The following is a 17439-nucleotide window of genomic DNA, read 5'->3' on the forward strand; positions in this document are numbered from 1 at the left end:
ACCCATCCGCTATTATTGAATGGTTTAGCAAATCAAGCGTAAGTGTGCAGAGGTCTGATTCGATACCTTTCTTGTTAGTCTCAAGCATGGGGCACAGACCAAGAAGAGACCGTAAGCCTTTTAATTTTGGTTTGTGGCAACTATGTCGTTTAGCTTAAAGAAAGCCTAAGCGATTCGTTTTATGCTGCTAGTGTTGTCTTCGTTTATTAATAGGTAAATGGCCATGTTAATTACATTCAGCTGCAAAGCTTATGCAAATGTCACCATGTTTGGCGATATTGGTTTAGCGTTATTAAAAATGATGGGGCACAGTGGCAGTGTGCCGGGAGCGATACGGGCCGAAGATGTTGCCGAAGCATTAAGCCAGTTAAAAGCTGGGCTTGAGCTAGCGGCTAAGGCTCAAGCAGAGCAATCTCAAGCTAATGAGAACGATGCTGAGTTAGAACCTGCGATTAGCTTAAATACTCGTGCTCAGCCCTTAATTGAGCTATTAAGCTCAGCGGCTAAAAAACACTGTGATGTGATGTGGGATCGTTAAGTGTAGCGCTAATACTGAATAACTGCGCGGGTTTACTCAATGGCGAGTGTGATTAGCACTATTCCCATGCTAGATGTTTCGTTTTCACCCTTGTTTTTTATGGTGTAGAGCGTGATAGGTAAGGTTGTCTTTTTACGCCGGTCTAGGTGTGATTATGCTGAAAATGGGGCTGCGTGAAGGCGTGTCGGCGAACTTAATCGTAGAGTTTTTGCTGTTAGTGTTGCTGGTAATGGCCAGTGCGGTATTGGCAGCAATGCCATACAATAAGCGAGTATGTGTTTCGTTAAACTAAATAACAAGAAACCCGCCTTGAAGCGGGTTTTTAGCATTTACTCGTAAGATCTAGCTGGCTTCTAAAACCTGTAAGATATCGTGCATCGATTGTTGATATTGTTGCTGATTTGAATTCTTAAATAGTAACAAGTCATCTACTACCTCTGGGTTGTCGATACAATGAGGAATAGAGAAGTCTACGCCTGCAATGTACTCATCCCAATTAGCTAGCTTCCAGCTATCTCTTGGTGAGTTTCGTTCAATCATTCGCTGTTTAACGACTTCCACATCGGTTTCTACCCAAACCACCGTAAGTCGTGCATTTTTTTCTAGCAGCTGCTGTTTTAAGTTGTCGATATAGGCCGTATCTCTAATTTCTCGGGTGAATGGCGCATTTATTAAAACGATATCGTCATAGTCTAAGGCTTCCATGGCGAGTGCTAGAGTGGCCTGGTATTCATAGTTACGTATGTGTTGCTCAAAGAACTCGGAACTGCGGTTCACCTCGACATTTGCGAGTTTAAAAATTTGATGTGATAACACAATGAGGGTGTCTTTATCTAAGTACACAACGTGCTTAAGCGCTTTGGCTAGTTGTTTAGATATGTAGGTTTTCCCGCTGGCCGGAGGTGACGTTACCAAAATTAGTCGTTTCATTATCGTTCCGTAATTTAATTAGAGGCCTCAGAGAAGCCCATGTAATTGAGACTGAAAGTTGCTTTTCTATTGCTAACGTTAATCATTAATTTGCTAATTAACTGCGGGTGGGGCTGGTTAAAACCAGCGCTTCCATTTAAATACGGCAATTAGTGATACTGCAATTAGCAGCATTGTTCCAAGCAAAATGAAGTAGCCGTTTGGGTGATGAAGTTCGGGTATCACTTCAAAATTCATTCCGTAAATGCCGGCTAAAAAACTTAAAGGGACAAAGATGGCGGTAATTAAGGTTAATACCCGCATGGTGTTGTTAAGTTTGTGCGAACTTATCGATAAGTAACCATCCACTAAATCACCGCAAATGTCGTAATACATGCTGCTAAGGCTATGCAATCGTTCGAAGCGCTCGTGCAAGTCTTGCAGCACCGGTTGATCGATCGCTATGTCGTTTACACTTTGTTCTTGCTCTAGATGCAGCAGCTTTTTACTTAGGCTTAGGTGGTAACTAAAAATTCGGTTGAGCCGAAGAATGTCAGTTTTATAGCGAGTAATGGTGCCGAGTAATTGGTCGTCACCATGGCTACTTAATTGCTCTTCTAACCCACTCAGTTGATCTTCAAATTCGAGTAATTGGTTTAAATATAAAGTTGAAGCACTGTGCATGATCCGGCTAGCTAAACTTAGAGGGTGCTGGAGATATTTATGAAAGGGCTGTTGCAAGAGGTTTTCTATGCCTTGCGATTGGCCATCATGCAGGGTAATCAGATAGTTTTTGCCTACAAACATGGCCAGCTGCATATGTTCAAATTTTAAATCTCCGATGCAGCGTTGAATGCCTCGATAAAGCATGAAGATTTGTTGATCGAAGAGCTCTATTTTAGGCGGGTGGCGAGAGCGAAAAGTATCGATGATTGCTAAGGGGTGGCAGTCAAAGCGTTTAAGTAATTGCTCTGCTTTGGCATGGCTAAAGCTACTCAAATTAATGTCTATCCAGATATTGCCTTGCTCTTGCTCTAACCACTTGCCAATTTGTTGCTCATCACCTTGCTGAGGAGTTTCGTCCTTTTGGCTTAACCAAGTTCTAATCATAGTGTGCCCTTAGGGGTTGTACTGCACTGGTGTTGTTGGCTTAGTTCATGAGTAATAGTGAAGCTAGGCCAAGAAAAGCCACAAAACCGACAATGTCGGTGACAGTGGTTAAAATGACCGAGCCAGCAACGGCTGGGTCTATTTTCATCTTTTTCAGTATAAATGGGATCATTGTGGCAGACGCTGCTGCAGCTAAGCTATTAAGCACAATGGCTACAAAGATAACCGCGCCTAAGGCAGCAGACTTAAACCACAGGCTAACCACAAGCGCGATGACTAGACCTAAGGCTAAGCCGTTGAATGCGGCAATTTTTAACTCTTTGTTAAGTAATAGTTTTAGGTTACTTTGTTGTAAGTGATTAAGCGCTATACCGCGCAAGGCGACCGCCAATGTTTGGCTGCCTGCAATGCCGCCCATGCTGGCCACCACCGGCATTAATATCGCCAGCGCTACTAGCTGTTGGAGCGCGCCTTCAAATAAGCCAATTACCCATGAGGCCAAAAATGCCGTGGCTAAATTGGTGGTTAGCCAAATCGCCCGCATTTTGGCCGCGGTAGGTACCGGGGTAAACAGATCTTCTTCATCCGATGGTGTATCAATAATCGCCACATCTAAACTGCGTTCTTGTAGCCATTGCACAATGTTTGATAAGGCAATGGCGCCTACAATTTTTCCGTCTTTTTGTACTGGGTTCCAAGCATGGCCAGGTACCACATTCAGTGATAAGGATACATCGGCCAGCATTTGTTGGTGGTCAAAAACTTCGATATGTTGGCTAAGTTCACTCAGTCGAATGTTGTCGCTGGCGTTGGCTATATCAGTCAAGCTGCAAGCACCTTGAAATTGCCCTTGGGCATCCACCAAATATACCGCCACATGTTTGTCGGTTTGGGCGCTTAAGCGTTGTTTAATGCGAGCCACTGTTGAGTTGGGGCGAGCACGCAATATGTGGGTATCAACATAACGACCAATTTGTTCATCGTCGTAACTTAGTGCATCTTGCAGTTGTGCCGCGCTAAGCTCATCTTGTTGCTCAAGATAAACCTCCACCATTGATTCTGGAAGAAAGTCAGCAAATTCAACGATTTCAGTGTCGTTAATGGTTTGCTGTAAGGCGTTTAGCTGCGACTGATTAAAGAGTTCGAACAAGTGCTTAACGGTCTCATATTGCATTAGGTGCAATATGTCCCAGTAGCGCTCGGTTGCTAAGTGAGGCCAGATTTGTTGGCGGTAGTTGTCGGGCAACGATTCAAGCAAGTTAGCCAATATGGCATTGTCATATTGGCTAATAAAGCTGAGTTCAGTTACGGGTAATTCGTGTTCCAGAATGTCCAAAACACGACGAAGCGCCGCATCATGATGACCATCAAAAGTTTGTTGGTTGGAGCTTGCTAAGTTTTCGCTGGTCATTGACGATGTCCTTGTTATTGCAAATTACTGGGTGTTGGTGTTCCTCATTATGTCGCTAGTTAGTATTAGTTATTTACCAAGAAGCTTTGAGCGGGGTCTACCAACACTTTATCGCCCATCCCCTGTCGACCTAATAGCATTAAGTAGGTCATATCTTGGCGGTTGCTTAAGGTTATTTCAATCGGCCAAATGAGCTCACCCAGTTGAAAGCGCGTTTGTATAACATAGCGCTGTTCTACGTCACCATTGGATGACTTGATTTTTCTGGTGTCATAAATGGGCGCGCTACAACGGCAAACCCGTTCAAGGTTATAGATATCAGGGTGTAAATCAAAGCTAATGTGTGGTTTGCCATCTACTTTTTTTCGTTCAAGATTATCCACATGTAGCGCCGACGTTTTAGCGCCAGTATCTACCCTAACTTGCAAATCGGTAATGCCTAAATCTGGCAGATTACAGGTTTCTAGATTGCCAATTACCAGTTTATTCACTGACTTCTTCCTCTTCATTACCTTGTAATTTAGGCTTTGCCTCCACCGCGCGAGTAGGTTGGTGCTCACCTATTACTACCGCTTTTTGAAAAACCATGGCGTTGGGAAAGGTGAGCTTAGAGCCATTTTTGGCCAGTAGAATCACATGGAACAAGGTGATTTCTTCTAAACGGCCTTCAACCGAGTTGTCTCCATCTAAGATTTTTACGTGATCGCCAACGCGGTAAGGGAAAAAGAAAAACACCACAATACTGGCGGTAACATTGCTTAAAATCGACCACTGGGCAAATAAGGCTACACCAACAACCGCAAATACCGAGGATAAAAACACCCCAAAATCATTAAAACCCAAATCACCAATAAGGCTAACCACCATTACTAATACTAATATTAGAACACTGCGCAGTACCCAACTAACATAGTGAATTCTTGTTTTAGCAATATTGCGTGCCGCGCCGAAGTTAAGCACCAGTGTATTAACTTTGCTTTGAGTGACATAAAAAATCGCAAATGCGACAACAATTATCAAAAAGCTATTAATGCTCATTACCTAGCCTCTCCTATTGAGGATGATGAACAGTACTGCTAGCAGGACTAATAGACTCTTGCCAGTTTTCAATCTGTTCGGCCACTTCATCTTGCTCCGCGCCAAAATACGCAAGGTGATACATGGCATCGCCCTCTTGTACTAAGGGGATGTTTTGCTTGCCTATCACAATGCCTGAGCGTTTTGCGGTTACTTTATTAATTAGCTCACCAAAAGGACTATTAATCTCGGCTAATATATCACCTACCTCGACTAAATCACCCAGCTGGGCATATTCATTTACAATACCACTGGCTGAGGCACGCAGCCACGAACTGCTGTAGGCTATATATGGCGCAGCTTTTTTAGTGCTACGACGCTTTTTAACCATACCTAAATGTGACAGTACTTTTAGGATGCCTTTTACCCCGCTTTGAATCGATAACTCATCAAAGCGCAGCGCTTCTCCGGCTTCGTAAAGCAGGATCTTAGTATTGATATTTACCGCCGCTTCACGTAACGAACCATCACGTAAATCGGCATTTAATAGTACCGGTACGCCAAAGGCCTCGGCTAAGAGTTTAGTTTCAGGGTCTTTCAAATTAGCCCTGATTTGTGGCAAATTTGAGCGATGAATCGCGCCGGTGTGTAAATCAATCCCGTAATCGCAATGGGCAACGATTTCATTTAAGAAAATATGCGCTAAACGTCCAGCCAACGAGCCTTTTTCCGAGCCAGGAAAACAACGATTTAAGTCGCGTCTGTCTGGCATATAGCGGCTTTGATTTAGCACCCCATAAATATTTACCATTGGCACAGCAATTAAGCAGCCCTTAGTGATTTTAAAGCTTGGTGAGCGGGTTAAGCGGCGAATAATTTCTATGCCATTTAGTTCATCGCCATGCACTGCTGCGCTTATAAATACTGTTGGGCCGGCTCGTTTGGCGCGGGTAATTAGCACTGGAATCGAAATATTGGTGTCTGTGTACAACTTAGCCACCGAGATCTCGAGCTGCTTTTGCTCTCCCGGTTTTATTTCCGTTCCAGCGATAATCATGGTTTGCCTCTTTATTTAATACTTGGCTATTTAGCCTTTACCACGGGTTTTAGTTGCGAAAGGTTTAGCGTTTTTTTCGATAAATTCAAATACCATACCGGCAATGTCTTTTTTGGTGGATGTTTCTATGCCTTCTAAACCTGGCGAAGAGTTCACTTCCATCACTACTGGCCCATTGTTTGACTGTAAAATATCTACGCCACATAGATTTAAGCCCATGGCTTTAGCCGCATTAACCGCGGTGGCGCGCTCTTCTTTGCTTAAGCGCACTAATTTTGCTGCGCCGCCGCGGTGTAAGTTTGAACGAAACTCGCCTTCTGCCGCTTGGCGTTTCATTGCTGCAACCACCTTACCGCCTACCACTAAACAACGAATGTCGGCGCCGCCCGCTTCTTTAATAAATTCTTGCACTAGAATGTTGGCTTTTAGACCCATAAAGGCTTCGATCACGCTTTCGGCTGCCTTGTTGGTTTCGGCTAACACAACGCCTATGCCTTGGGTGCCCTCTAGCAGTTTAATTACCAGCGGAGCGCCACCTACGTTTTTGATGACATCTTGAATTTTATCAGGCTTGCTCGCAAAACCCGTGCGCGGTAAGCCAATACCTTTGCGTGACAGTAACTGTAGCGAACGCAGCTTGTCGCGTGAGCGGCTAATGGCCACCGACTCGTTAACGCAAAAGGTGCCCATCATTTCAAATTGACGAACGACAGCCGTGCCATAAAAGGTAATTGATGAGCCAATACGCGGAATGACCGCATCATATCTTGGCAAAACTTCACCATTATAACGAACAGTGGGTTTGCTACTGGTAATATCCATATAGCAATGCAAGGTATCGATAATGTCTACTTGGTGCCCACGAGCTTCACCAGCTTCTTTTAAGCGGCGGGTGGAGTAGAGGTTTTCGCCTCGAGATAAAATTGCTATACGCATAATTTAGTCCTAGTAGTTAAAAGTTCAGTGAGTTGCTTAGTCATCTTCAATAATAAATGTGTCATCTTCACTTTGGAAATTATCAGCGCTTGGTTTACCGCGACTATTTAAGGTGTGAAAGCGACGACGAGTTTGTGCCAATTTTTTGTACTTCATCCATATCTTCTCTAGTCTACCCTCTGGCTCTATCTGTTGGCTACATACTAATAAAAAACGTTTCTCTTGCTCTCCTTCCGGGAGAATTTCTCCAGCATCTAGGGCACGCATGGTTTCGCCGTATAAGCTAAGTAATTCTGATTCCATCAAGGTGAAATCGCCAGATTTACTAAAACCGCGTTTAAAGCGCTTGTCGTCATAAAAACGTTTGTTGCCAAAGCGAAAATCGATATTCATGAGGTCACTCCAACTGAGAAATAAGGCTGTTTAGGCAGCGGGATAAGTTGGCTGCAAGTTAGTGATTATTGACCAAACAAGAAAACGAATTGTTTTTGTCGTAACAACAAAATTTGTTTGTTAACCTCAGTTTAGCTGAGGAGAAGTAAATAGATGGATGTAAAAGTATTTCGCACGTTTTTGGAAGTGGCCAAGGTAAAGCATTTTGGACGTGCTTCAGAGAACTTATATATTACTCAAGCCGCTGTTAGCGCCCGCATTAAACAGCTAGAAAGCTTTTTTGATACCCAACTGTTTATCCGTGACCGTAATGCAATCAAGCTTACCAGTTCTGGCGAGAAGTTGATTGCCTATGCCGAGAATATGGTACGTACTCTGGAACAATCTAAAGCCGAGCTTCTGTTAACTAAAGCGCATGCCATCCAGCTAGCTTTAGCCGGTACTCCCAATGTATGGGATGCTTATTTGCAACATTGTTTAGGCCTTATTACGGATGTGTTCGATGGTTATGCTTTTAGTGCCGAAACCTTGGGGCGCGAGCACATGCAGAGAGCCTTATTAGAGCGTACGCTTGATATTGCAGTGGGCTTAGATCCTTTAAAGTCGGAAGAATTAAACTGCAGTAAAGTTGCTGAGCTTGAATTGGTGATGGTCTCTACGGTGGTGCAAAATCAGCAGCAAGCCCTAGACAAGGGCTACGTCTATGTAGATTGGGGGACCCGGTTTGCGTCAGAGCATGCGGCCCGTCATAGTAAAATGCCACCACCATTTTTACGCACTTCAACTGGGCGTATTGCTTTAGATTTTATTTTGGAAAAAAGTGGTGCTTGTTATTTACCAGCTTCGATAGTGGCGCCTTTTGTCGAAGGTGAGCAGCTGTATTTGGTGGAAGGCTCTGAGCCGTGGATAAGATCTATTTACTTTAGTTATCGCAAAGATTCACCCGCGTTAGCGCAAATTAAGCAAGTAGAAAAATTACTCGATAACAGCGAACCCACCAGTCCTTTCGTATTGCAGCAAGCAGGAGAAAATCCGCCAGCGGAATAAGCACTCTGTTGATTAGGCTGGCTACAGTGAGCTTGCTTAATTTGTGTTGGATCTCCTTAATGCAGCAGCTAAATGTTGGAATGTCGCTGGCTGAGAGACATAGAGTTAGTGGTAAACCTGCTGTTTTAGTCACAGCGCTTTATTCCACTTAACTTGCTATCTTCTGTCTATGAGGTTACCCGCCGCTCCTTTCTTATTTGGGGTTTATTGCTCTATTGGGCTGCGCAACGACGCTAAAGTAGGCTAGAGTACAAACACCAACCAATTCGTTGTAACACCAAGCATTATTGCAAGGAATATCCAGATGTTTAGCTTTTTTGAACGGCTCACCGTTCCTTTCCCAAAACAAGAGCCTGAACAGCCACCCAAAGGCTTGTATCAGTTCTGCCGTCATTACTGCCAAGGCATGGGTAGACCATTGTTATTTATGTCGATTATCGCAGCGTTAATTGCCATTTGTGAAGTCGCCTTATTTGGCTTTATGGGGCAATTGGTTGATTGGTTGGGCACTAAAGATCCTGCTACCTTTTTTAGTGAAGAGGCTGCAACCTTATGGATGATGGGGCTCACTTTGCTGGTGGTAATGCCGCTGCTGATCCTGCTGGATTCTTTATTGATTCACCAAGCCTTGCTGGGTAATTTCCCGATGGCGATTCGTTGGTCGGCTCACCGTTATTTGTTACGCCAGAGTGTGTCGTTTTTTGCCAATGACTTTGCCGGGCGAGTGGCAACTAAAGTTATGCAAACCTCACTCGCAGTGCGCGAAACAGTGATGAAGTTGCTCGACCTGATGGTGTACATTTTGGTCTATTTTGCCGCCATGGTGGTATTGGTGGCGCAAGCAGATATTCGACTAATTTGGCCTATGCTAGTGTGGTTATCGGTTTATATTGGGGTGCAGTTTTATTTTGTGCCGCGTTTAAAGCGCATATCTACTGAGCAGGCCAATGCCCGCTCGTTAATGAGTGGCAGAATCGTAGATAGCTATACGAATATTGCGACCGTAAAGCTGTTTTCGCATAGTCAGCGAGAAGCCGATTATGCCCAAGAAGGCATGAACGAATTTTTGGTGACGGTACATAAACAGATGCGCTTGGTGACAGGGCTTAACTTCTCGGTACAACTGTCTAATTACCTACTAACCTTTGGTATTGCAGCTTTGTCTATTTACCTCTGGACGCTAGGTGATGTATCGGTAGGTGCAATTGCAGTAGCGATTGCCTTGGTATTGCGTCTTAATGGCATGGCGCAGTGGATTATGTGGGAAATTGGTTCCTTGTTTGAAAATATTGGTACCGTGGCCGATGGCATGACTACCCTAACCACCGAGCAAACCATTACCGATAAAAAAGATGCTAAGCCGATTAAAGTGACCGAAAGCCGCATTCATTACCGTGATATTCGTTTCCATTATGGTGAAAAAAGCGGCGTGATTGATAAGCTTAACTTGCAAATTAAAGCGGGTGAAAAAATTGGCTTGGTGGGGCGCTCGGGAGCTGGGAAAACCACCTTGGTTAATTTATTGCTGCGCTTTCACGATGTGGAAGGCGGCGCTATTTTGATCGACGATCAAGATATTAGCCAAGTGAGCCAAGATAGCCTGCGGGCGCAAATTGGTATGGTGACGCAAGATACTTCCTTGCTGCATCGCTCAGTGCGCGACAATATATTGTATGGGCGTCCTGACGCAAGTGAAGAGCAAATGATTGAAGCGGCCAAGCAAGCTAAAGCCCACGAGTTTATCTTAAGCCTTAGCGATCAAGACGGCCGTACTGGTTACGATGCCCATGTAGGTGAGCGCGGGGTTAAACTTTCGGGCGGTCAGCGTCAGCGAATTGCGATTTCTCGGGTACTGCTAAAAGATGCGCCTATTTTGGTCTTAGATGAAGCCACCTCGGCATTGGACTCGGAAGTCGAAGCGGCAATTCAAACTAGCTTGAATCAGCTGATGGAAGGTAAAACGGTGATTGCAATAGCTCATCGCTTATCAACGATTGCCGCCATGGACCGTTTAATCGTGCTAGATAAAGGCGAGATTGTAGAACAAGGTAGCCATGCCGAGTTAATCAAGGGTGATGGTATTTACAGTCAGCTATGGGCGCATCAAACCGGTGGTTTTTTGGGTGACTAAGCCTGATCGCTTGTGTCGAAAAGCCAGCAGAAATGCTGGCTTTTTTGTTGTACAGGTTAGTTATTTAATAGCAGCTTTAGCCCGCTGGCGCTGGCGCTGGCGCTGGCTAAATCGCTGTGGTGCTGGCGTTAAATGCTCCAGCAAATGTTGATTTTGAGCGGCGGTTTTCTCGACTAACTCTGCCGTTATTTTTAAGCTAGAGGCCAGTTGGTTAAGTTGCCCGGTGGCGCTAAGCACTGCTCGGCTAGTTGGTGCCAGCACACTAAAGTAGATTGCTAACAAAGCGACAATAATGATTATCACTAAACTGACTAAGATGATCATTACCCAAAACTGCACTTCACTGGATAACTTATCAGCTAAGTTCACAATGGGTTTGGTGCTTTGCGCTACGGTATCGGGCAGTTGTTTCAAGCTGCTATCTAACTGCTGGCTTAGCTGCTCTACCGCGTTAAGGGTTTGCTGAAAGTGCTGTTGCTGCTCTGGGCTAAGTTTTGGATTGCTAGCAAGTTGATTAACGCTATCGGCGATGTCTCGTAAAGCTTGTGATGCCTGAGCCGCTGCTTTATCAATCCCTACTACTTCTACCTGTAATTGCATATTTAGTTGTGGAGAATTTGACTCAAGCATGGCTGAAGACTCATTAGCACTGGCTAGGGTGAGATGACTTAGGCCGAGTATTAACAAGCCGACTGTTAACAGGGTTCTCATTGGTTTTCCTCAGGTTTATCGCAAAGCTAGTAGCAATGTAACAGCACTATTAATTTAGTGGTAGTTAGCCACTGACAGTTGAGTTCATAAGCCTGCCTGACTACGCTTAAGTTACCTTAGTTGAATATGGTTAAGCATGGGCAAAGTTTCTGACATTAGTGCTTATTACGGAATCGTGATCCACCGGGACTTTGTGCCGCTGTTCGCTGACGAACGCTATGCTCAGATGTTCGGCTACGATAGTGCTGAAGATATTATGGCCTTGCCCTCTTTACTGGATCTAATAGCTGAAGATGATCGCGACGAAGCGATTAGCGCTTACGAGGCAGTAATGAGTGGTCAGGCGAGGCCTAAAGTAAGAGTCTACGCAAACTATAATCGAGACGGTGAGCAATTCTCGGTGTTAACTATTGATCACCTCACCGAATGGCAGGGTAAACCTGCTTTACAAATTACTCTAGTGGATTTTTCATCACAAATTGCCGCGGAGAAAAAGCTACAGCAAAGTGAGCAACGTTATCGTTTATTAACAGAGTCTTCTTTGCAGGGGATTGTGGTACACCGCTTTTTCGAGCCGCTTTATTGCAACCAAGCGATGGCCAATATTCTAGGTTATGATAGCCCTGAAGCGGTGTTAGTTTTAGACAGTTTACTGTCACTCATTCCTGAGGGAAATCAGCCCAAAGCGATACAACTGCATGAACAACTAATCCAAGGCGAGGTTGAGAGCAACAGATTGGTAACCGAGTATGTATGCCGGGATGGAACGTCTACTTGGTTGCACATTAGTGAAGCGGTAGTGAGTTGGAATGGCAAACCAGCGGTGCAGTCAGTGATGATGGATGTGACGCAACAACATCATGATCAGCGTCGTTTGGAGTTTCAAGCTAACCATGACCCGCTGACGGGTTTAATGAATCGCCGTTCTATGAGCGAGACTCTTACCGAAGAGTTTGCCATCAGTAAGCGCTCGCTACACCCATTGTGTTGTATTTTGTTAGATATCGATAACTTTAAACAAATTAATGATCGCTTTGGTCACCCTTCTGGCGATGAAGCCTTGCGCGTATTTGCCATCGAGAGTCTTAAGGTGCTGCGCAATGGTGATTATTTATGTCGCTGGGGCGGAGAGGAGTTTTTGTTATTGTTGCCTAATACAGTGCAAGAGCAGGCACTACTAATAGCCAATCGAGTCCGAGAGCATTTAGCCGAGCTTGAAGTGACTAAAGATGAGCATAAATTTAGCACCACCGTTAGCATGGGCTTGGCAATGTTAACTAGCTATGATTCTAGCCCCGAAGCGCTGGTTGCTCGGGCCGACAGCGCTTTGTATATTGCCAAAGAGCGCGGCAAAAACCGGGTGGAATTAGCCCCGCAAGTTTATGAGCTATAGGTACTTATTCAAAGATATGGTCGGCCCACAAGGTTAAGCCGCTGGTTACGCTACCAAAGTTATCCCCGCTAATTAAAGGTGCTTGGTAGCGTTTGGCCAAGAAGTTTTTAATCATGGGTGAATTAGCGCTGCCGCCAGTTAAGAATATTGCTTCGGGTTGGCAACCTGCTTGCGCGATAACATCGTCACTAAGTGCTGCAATGCTGTTAAGCAGTCGTTCAGCTGCCTGCTGGTAAGCCTCTTGGCTGACGTTTACTTCTAGTTGCTCCAGTAAGTAAGACAAATCCACAGTAGTCGTACTCGCTTCACTTAACGCAATTTTGGCTCGCTCGGCGCAGGCACTTAATTGATAGGTTTGTCGCTCTTCGCTTAAACGCAATAAACCTCTTAGGGAGCTTAATTGCGGCTCTTTAAGTAAGCGCTGCAATAACAAGCGAGTATCTTTTTCGTAGAAGCGGGTTTGCGCAGGGAAGTCATTGATGGCAGCAGCATCCCAAAAGGGTTTTATTGGCATTGGCTGGCCACTGGCTAAGTTTAGTTTGGCACCAAGGCTAGGCATCAGGGTTTCAAAATTTAGCGCGATGTCGAAGTCGTTTCCGCCAATCCGTTCACCGTTGTATCCGAGCACTAATTCTTTATGATCGCGTGTGGCTAGGTAGTTTGGGCCCATAATTAGCATCGATACATCGCTAGTTCCGCCGCCGATGTCGATGACTAATACTCGCTGCTCTTGCTGTAATTGCTGTTGATAGCTTAAACCAGCGGCCATCGGCTCATACAAAAACTCTACCTGCTTAAAGCCTACAAAATGGGCGGCATTGCTAAGAATGCTAATGGCTTGTTGGTTGCTCACTTCGCTATTTAAACCTTGGAAGTTAACCGGGCGACCAATCACCACTTTAGCCATGTCGGCCTGTCTGCTTTGTTTCACTTGCTGGCTTATGTGCCACATCATGGCGGCGGCAATATCTTCAAACTGCTGTTGTTGACGCTCGCGAATACCGCTGGCACCTAAAAATGACTTTGGGGAACGTACGTAATAACAATCGGCGGGATCGACTAGGTATTCTGTTAGCGCTTGTTGGCCAAAGCTTAGGTGTTCATCGTAACCATCTAGCTTGAGTTCTTTTAAGGCGCGTAAGCTAGCACTTAGCTGGTTAGTACGTGCTTGCTGATAAGCCTGGGCCTTACCTTGGGTGTCTAGTTGCTGATATAACCAGCCGCAAATCATCTCTGATTGGGGAGCAAATAAGGTAGAGGGCATATAATTGCCATGCTCGGGAAGCCTAACTAATTGCGCTTGTTCTCCCTGCATTACACCGACTGCACAGTTAGAAGTCCCAAAATCGAAACCTGCAATTAAATGACTCATAAGCTACGCCTTATACCTGCAAAAAAGGTCGCGCAGAGTAGCAAAATTAAGGTCTTGAGTATAGCGTTTCTGCCACTGTAAGCCTTGGGGTTACTCGTTTAAGTCAGCATTAATTATGGTAAATAGATAGTTTTCTTGATTGCTATCGTAAGTAGTTATTGCCGTCAATAACTTGATAGGCAAGATGCGCTCTGGCGGAAATTAGCCTGTATTTGTGGTTGTTTAAAACTACCAGAAGGGTAGAGGCTTGGTTAACTTCGACATAAGCTGGCATTTGTCTGCGCTCACTAGAGGCAATGCAGCTTTGAAAGACTAACTGCTTACATTCTCTCGCTTTGCTATCTGCTCTCTATTAAGCGTTAGCGGATAGCAAGCAGGGGTGTTTAAAGAGCAGCGGCAATATGGGACTTGAGCTTCAACGGTGAAAGGGGTGTTGCTATTACAGGCCACTAAACTAAATAGCGGCGTTAGCTTATCGTGTTTGTTGGGTTTGCTACTTGTTGCAACAAGGTTTGGATGCTGGGTGCCTGTTGCCATTGCCAATCTTGGGGGAGAGCTAGCGATGAATGCTGGCTAAGTGTGTAAGCTTGAACTGCCTGTGAGTTGGCACTTGCCCCTGCCAGTTGATCAAGAAGACTTAGCTCTTGGGGGACTTGGCTGTATTCAAAATAGTGTTTGTTGAGTCCCCAGCCGCTGTCCCAGGCAAGCAACTCGATTTTACTTAGGGCAAATATGTCGCGCAGTAAATTGCCTTGCAGCAATGGCCAGCCAGTGATGCTCAAAATGCCAAACTGCTGGGCACGTTCTGGTTCTTGTCGGCATAATTGCCAGGCAGAGCCTGCGTAAATAAATTGCTCATCTGGCAGGTCTAGTGGATCAAACCTAATGTTTAATAGGGCTTGTTGCTTGGCATCAAGCTGGGCGTCTACTTTTATCCAGCGTTGTTGCTTGTTCTGCCAATACTCACATATCCAATGGTCTTCGTAAGGGTGCATGCCGAGGTAGGCGGCAAAACCACAACGCAAGCGCGCTGCAATACCTTGAGCGCGTAATAACGTGCAGAGCAGTAAGGCAAAATCTCGACAGTTCCCAAGCATTCTTTGGCTAGCAGGTTTGTCCGCAAGCAGCGGCCCTTCGGTATTGCTTAAGCGCTTTAGCTTTTGCTGCACGCTGCGAGTTTGCATTTCGTCTAGGCGCTGGGTGAAATCTGGGTTGAGTTGGTAGTGTTGCAACCAATAGGGATGAACCAAGTTGTTTTGCACGCACTTAACCAGTTCGGCGATATCCGCTTGGCAATTTGGCAGTTGCGACAAATAGCTTTTGGGGTCGCTAAACTCACTAAAACTGGCGTAATCAATTGAAGAGGTCATGGGTGCTTGCCTTTGGCTAGTTAATGGGCAGTAGAAGGTCTGTTATTAGGGCTTTTTCCGGGACGCTATCGGTTGTTTTATGGTGGTAGATCTCTAAGCAATTGGCGTCTCGAAGCTGATAGCTTGACTGCGGCAGCCAGTCGCGCAGCAGCACTTGATAGCTGTTAGCGATGCTGGCGTAGCCTCCGTGGTGGCGCAGCTTAGCGAACTTACCGCCTGCTAAGGTGATTTGTTGAATACCCAGCTCGGCAAGTTGTGAAGTGCAGGGCAAGCGGGCGTGGTTTGTTTGTTCAATGGGTAAACTTAGGCAAGCATCAAAGCGCACTTGCTCCGGATGGGTAACCTTAGGATCATCGTAGGAGACACCAATCATAGTGCTTTGCTGAGTATCTAAACCCACTTTATTGCAAGTGCTAAATAGCTGGCGCCAGGCTTTGGGGGCAGCCTGCGCGTAAGGACCTCGTTCGCGTGAACACAATACCGCTTGTGGCGCGAGATCGATTACCTCAACTTGGCTAACAGCTTTAGGGGTAAGCTTGTTAGATTGTTCTGGAGAAGGCGGAAGCCAGCCCTGATTTCTTACTTGAAGCGGTGTTTGCTCAAACTGTTGTTTAAACGCTTTGTTAAAGGATGCTTGGTTTTGATAGCCGCTTTGACTGGCGATATCGACTAAGGGTTGTTGACTAAACCTTAGGTGATTTAACGAACGCTCTAGCAACAAACGCTTGCGATAAGCATAAATGCTTTCGCCGACATAGGCATGAAATAGTCGACAAAAATGAAAGCGTGAAACACAGGCTAAGGCAGCCAGCTGATCAATATCCAGTTGGCTATCAAGAGTTTGTTCTACTTGTCTTTTAACCGTATTGATTCGCTGTTGTTGGCTTGCCATGTTGGACTCAATTACTTGACTTCAAATCAGTGTAGCCAGTTTGTGAGTTATTTTCTTTTCCATTCTTGCGCATTGCTTAAGCTTAATTCTTCAAGCATTTCGCCGCACACGTTGAAACTTTAAAGGCTTGTTCTAGCCAGTTATGCCGAATACACTGAGCCCCTTGGTCGGAAATAGTAAAGTAATAATGAATACACAAACTAAAGCCTATGCATTTGGCATAAGTGCAGTGTTAATGTGGTCTACGGTGGCCACTGCTTTTAAGTTAGCGCTGCAGTGGTTAAGCCCCATTCAATTGGTATTGCTGGCTTCAGTAACTTCAATTTTGCTGTTAAGTGGTGTGTTGTTATGGCAACGCAAACTGCCTTTAGCGTTAAGCTACGCTAAGCAGCGACCCGGCTTCTTTTTGCTGGTAGGTGCTATAAATCCCTTCCTTTATTATTTAGTACTGTTCAAAGCCTATGACTTATTGCCTGCTCAGCAAGCTCAGTCACTTAATTATACCTGGGCAATTACCTTAGCTTTGCTGGCGGTCCCCTTTTTAAAGCAGCAGTTGCGTAAGCAAGATCTGCTTGCCATGGCCTTAGGCTATTTTGGGGTGTTAGTAATTGCGACCCGTGGTGATTTGCTCAGCATGCAATTTGACAGTGTGCTAGGCGTTCTGCTGGCACTGTTTAGCACCTTGTTGTGGGCAGGCTATTGGATTATTAATACCCGTAACTCTGGCGACCCAGTGGCGAGTTTGCTGGTGGCCTTTTGTTTTAGCCTGCCAATGGTACTAGCCTATTGTTGGTGGAGTGATGGCTTACCCAGCTTTAATGCAAAGGCTTGGCTGGGCGCGGCTTATGTAGGTTTGTTTGAAATGGGCATTGCCTTTGTTTGTTGGGTATTGGCATTAAAATTTACTAACAATACTGCTCGTATCAGCAACCTGATTTTTATATCGCCATTTTTGTCGCTGTTTTTTATCAGCTATTTTTTGAACGAAGTGATAGAGCCTGCAACATACTTAGGTTTAGTGTTAATTATTAGTGGCTTATTGATACAACAATGGCGCGGTAAAAAACAAGCGGTTTAGCTACTTGGCTTATTGCGTTTTATCTCAGTTTTTTAAGCTGAGAAAAGCGCCACAAGTTTTGATCTTGACGCTAG

At 45.1% G+C, this 17439-nt stretch carries 18 protein-coding genes; 6 read left to right on the forward strand and 12 right to left on the reverse strand.

The features are described from left to right. Nucleotides 1-223: 223 nt before the first annotated feature. Both K5L93_RS11630 and K5L93_RS11635 read left to right on the forward strand, forming a co-directional pair. Entirely contained in the window at nucleotides 224-538 is a 315-nt protein-coding gene (locus K5L93_RS11630; RefSeq protein ID WP_220719992.1) for a DUF1840 domain-containing protein, read from the forward strand. Between the two features lie 154 nt (nucleotides 539-692). Beyond that, nucleotides 693-830: a hypothetical protein gene (locus K5L93_RS11635; protein ID WP_220719993.1), complete on the forward strand. Its 138-nt coding sequence runs from the start codon at nucleotides 693-695 to the stop codon at nucleotides 828-830. Nucleotides 831-880: 50 nt separating this feature from the next. Here the strand turns inward: K5L93_RS11635 and K5L93_RS11640 are convergent, their stop codons facing one another. From K5L93_RS11640 to K5L93_RS11675, 8 genes are all read right to left on the reverse strand, one after another. Then, the gene (locus tag K5L93_RS11640) at nucleotides 881-1468 is read right to left on the reverse strand and encodes a P-loop nucleotide/nucleoside kinase family protein (protein ID WP_220719994.1); all 588 of its coding nucleotides are present in this window, start codon (nucleotides 1466-1468) and stop codon (nucleotides 881-883) included. A 117-nt stretch (nucleotides 1469-1585) separates the two neighbouring features. After that, entirely contained in the window at nucleotides 1586-2557 is a 972-nt protein-coding gene (locus K5L93_RS11645; RefSeq protein ID WP_220719995.1) for a magnesium transporter CorA family protein, read from the reverse strand. 40 nt (nucleotides 2558-2597) lie between these two features. Beyond that, entirely contained in the window at nucleotides 2598-3968 is a 1371-nt protein-coding gene (locus tag K5L93_RS11650; protein WP_220719996.1) for a magnesium transporter, read from the reverse strand. A gap of 65 nt (nucleotides 3969-4033) precedes the next feature. Beyond that, entirely contained in the window at nucleotides 4034-4459 is a 426-nt protein-coding gene (locus K5L93_RS11655) for an ATP-dependent zinc protease family protein (protein ID WP_220719997.1), read from the reverse strand. Beyond that, nucleotides 4452-5006 (reverse strand): mechanosensitive ion channel domain-containing protein, encoded by a 555-nt coding sequence (locus K5L93_RS11660; protein WP_220719998.1) that lies wholly within the window; start codon nucleotides 5004-5006, stop codon nucleotides 4452-4454. Before K5L93_RS11660 ends, K5L93_RS11655 begins: the two co-directional genes overlap by 8 nt. 13 nt (nucleotides 5007-5019) lie before the next feature. Next, nucleotides 5020-6042, reverse strand: a complete 1023-nt coding sequence (locus K5L93_RS11665; RefSeq protein WP_220719999.1) for a succinylglutamate desuccinylase/aspartoacylase family protein — start codon at nucleotides 6040-6042, stop codon at nucleotides 5020-5022. A 30-nt stretch (nucleotides 6043-6072) separates the two neighbouring features. Continuing rightward, nucleotides 6073-6978 carry a 30S ribosomal protein S6--L-glutamate ligase gene (gene rimK, locus K5L93_RS11670; protein ID WP_220720000.1) on the reverse strand — a complete coding sequence of 302 codons (906 nt, stop codon included), beginning with the start codon at nucleotides 6976-6978 and terminating at the stop codon, nucleotides 6073-6075. A 36-nt stretch (nucleotides 6979-7014) separates the two neighbouring features. Then, nucleotides 7015-7371 carry a MaoP family protein gene (locus K5L93_RS11675; protein WP_220720001.1) on the reverse strand — a complete coding sequence of 119 codons (357 nt, stop codon included), beginning with the start codon at nucleotides 7369-7371 and terminating at the stop codon, nucleotides 7015-7017. Nucleotides 7372-7524: 153 nt separating this feature from the next. On the opposite strand from K5L93_RS11675, the gene K5L93_RS11680 reads away from it, so the two are divergent. Together K5L93_RS11680 and K5L93_RS11685 are read left to right on the forward strand one after the other, a co-directional pair. Next, complete coding sequence (locus K5L93_RS11680; protein WP_220720002.1) at nucleotides 7525-8418, forward strand: LysR family transcriptional regulator; 894 nt, start codon at nucleotides 7525-7527, stop codon at nucleotides 8416-8418. 304 nt (nucleotides 8419-8722) lie between these two features. After that, nucleotides 8723-10549 carry an ABC transporter ATP-binding protein gene (locus tag K5L93_RS11685; RefSeq protein WP_220720003.1) on the forward strand — a complete coding sequence of 609 codons (1827 nt, stop codon included), beginning with the start codon at nucleotides 8723-8725 and terminating at the stop codon, nucleotides 10547-10549. Nucleotides 10550-10609: 60 nt separating this feature from the next. On the opposite strand, the gene K5L93_RS11690 is transcribed toward K5L93_RS11685, so the two are convergent. Then, nucleotides 10610-11260: a hypothetical protein gene (locus tag K5L93_RS11690; protein WP_220720004.1), complete on the reverse strand. Its 651-nt coding sequence runs from the start codon at nucleotides 11258-11260 to the stop codon at nucleotides 10610-10612. Between the two features lie 136 nt (nucleotides 11261-11396). Here K5L93_RS11690 and K5L93_RS11695 point away from each other — a divergent pair, with 136 nt between their 5' ends. Further along, nucleotides 11397-12653, forward strand: a complete 1257-nt coding sequence (locus tag K5L93_RS11695; RefSeq protein ID WP_220720005.1) for a sensor domain-containing diguanylate cyclase — start codon at nucleotides 11397-11399, stop codon at nucleotides 12651-12653. Nucleotides 12654-12657: 4 nt separating this feature from the next. On the opposite strand, the gene yegD is transcribed toward K5L93_RS11695, so the two are convergent. The 3 genes from yegD to K5L93_RS11710 all read right to left on the reverse strand — a co-directional run bounded on the left by yegD (nucleotide 12658) and on the right by K5L93_RS11710 (nucleotide 16287). Then, a complete protein-coding gene (yegD, locus tag K5L93_RS11700; RefSeq protein ID WP_220720006.1) occupies nucleotides 12658-14025 on the reverse strand; it encodes a molecular chaperone in 1368 nt (455 codons plus the stop codon). 467 nt (nucleotides 14026-14492) lie between these two features. Continuing rightward, complete coding sequence (locus tag K5L93_RS11705; RefSeq protein WP_220720007.1) at nucleotides 14493-15395, reverse strand: transglutaminase-like domain-containing protein; 903 nt, start codon at nucleotides 15393-15395, stop codon at nucleotides 14493-14495. 16 nt (nucleotides 15396-15411) lie between these two features. Further along, entirely contained in the window at nucleotides 15412-16287 is an 876-nt protein-coding gene (locus K5L93_RS11710) for an AraC family transcriptional regulator (RefSeq protein WP_220720008.1), read from the reverse strand. 187 nt (nucleotides 16288-16474) lie between these two features. Between K5L93_RS11710 and K5L93_RS11715 the strand changes: the two genes are divergently transcribed. Then, nucleotides 16475-17365 carry a DMT family transporter gene (locus tag K5L93_RS11715; protein WP_220720009.1) on the forward strand — a complete coding sequence of 297 codons (891 nt, stop codon included), beginning with the start codon at nucleotides 16475-16477 and terminating at the stop codon, nucleotides 17363-17365. The last annotated feature ends 74 nt before the right edge of the window (nucleotides 17366-17439 follow it).

The organism is Agarivorans litoreus (assembly GCF_019649015.1).
GTDB classification, from domain to species: Bacteria; Pseudomonadota; Gammaproteobacteria; order Enterobacterales; family Celerinatantimonadaceae; genus Agarivorans; species Agarivorans litoreus.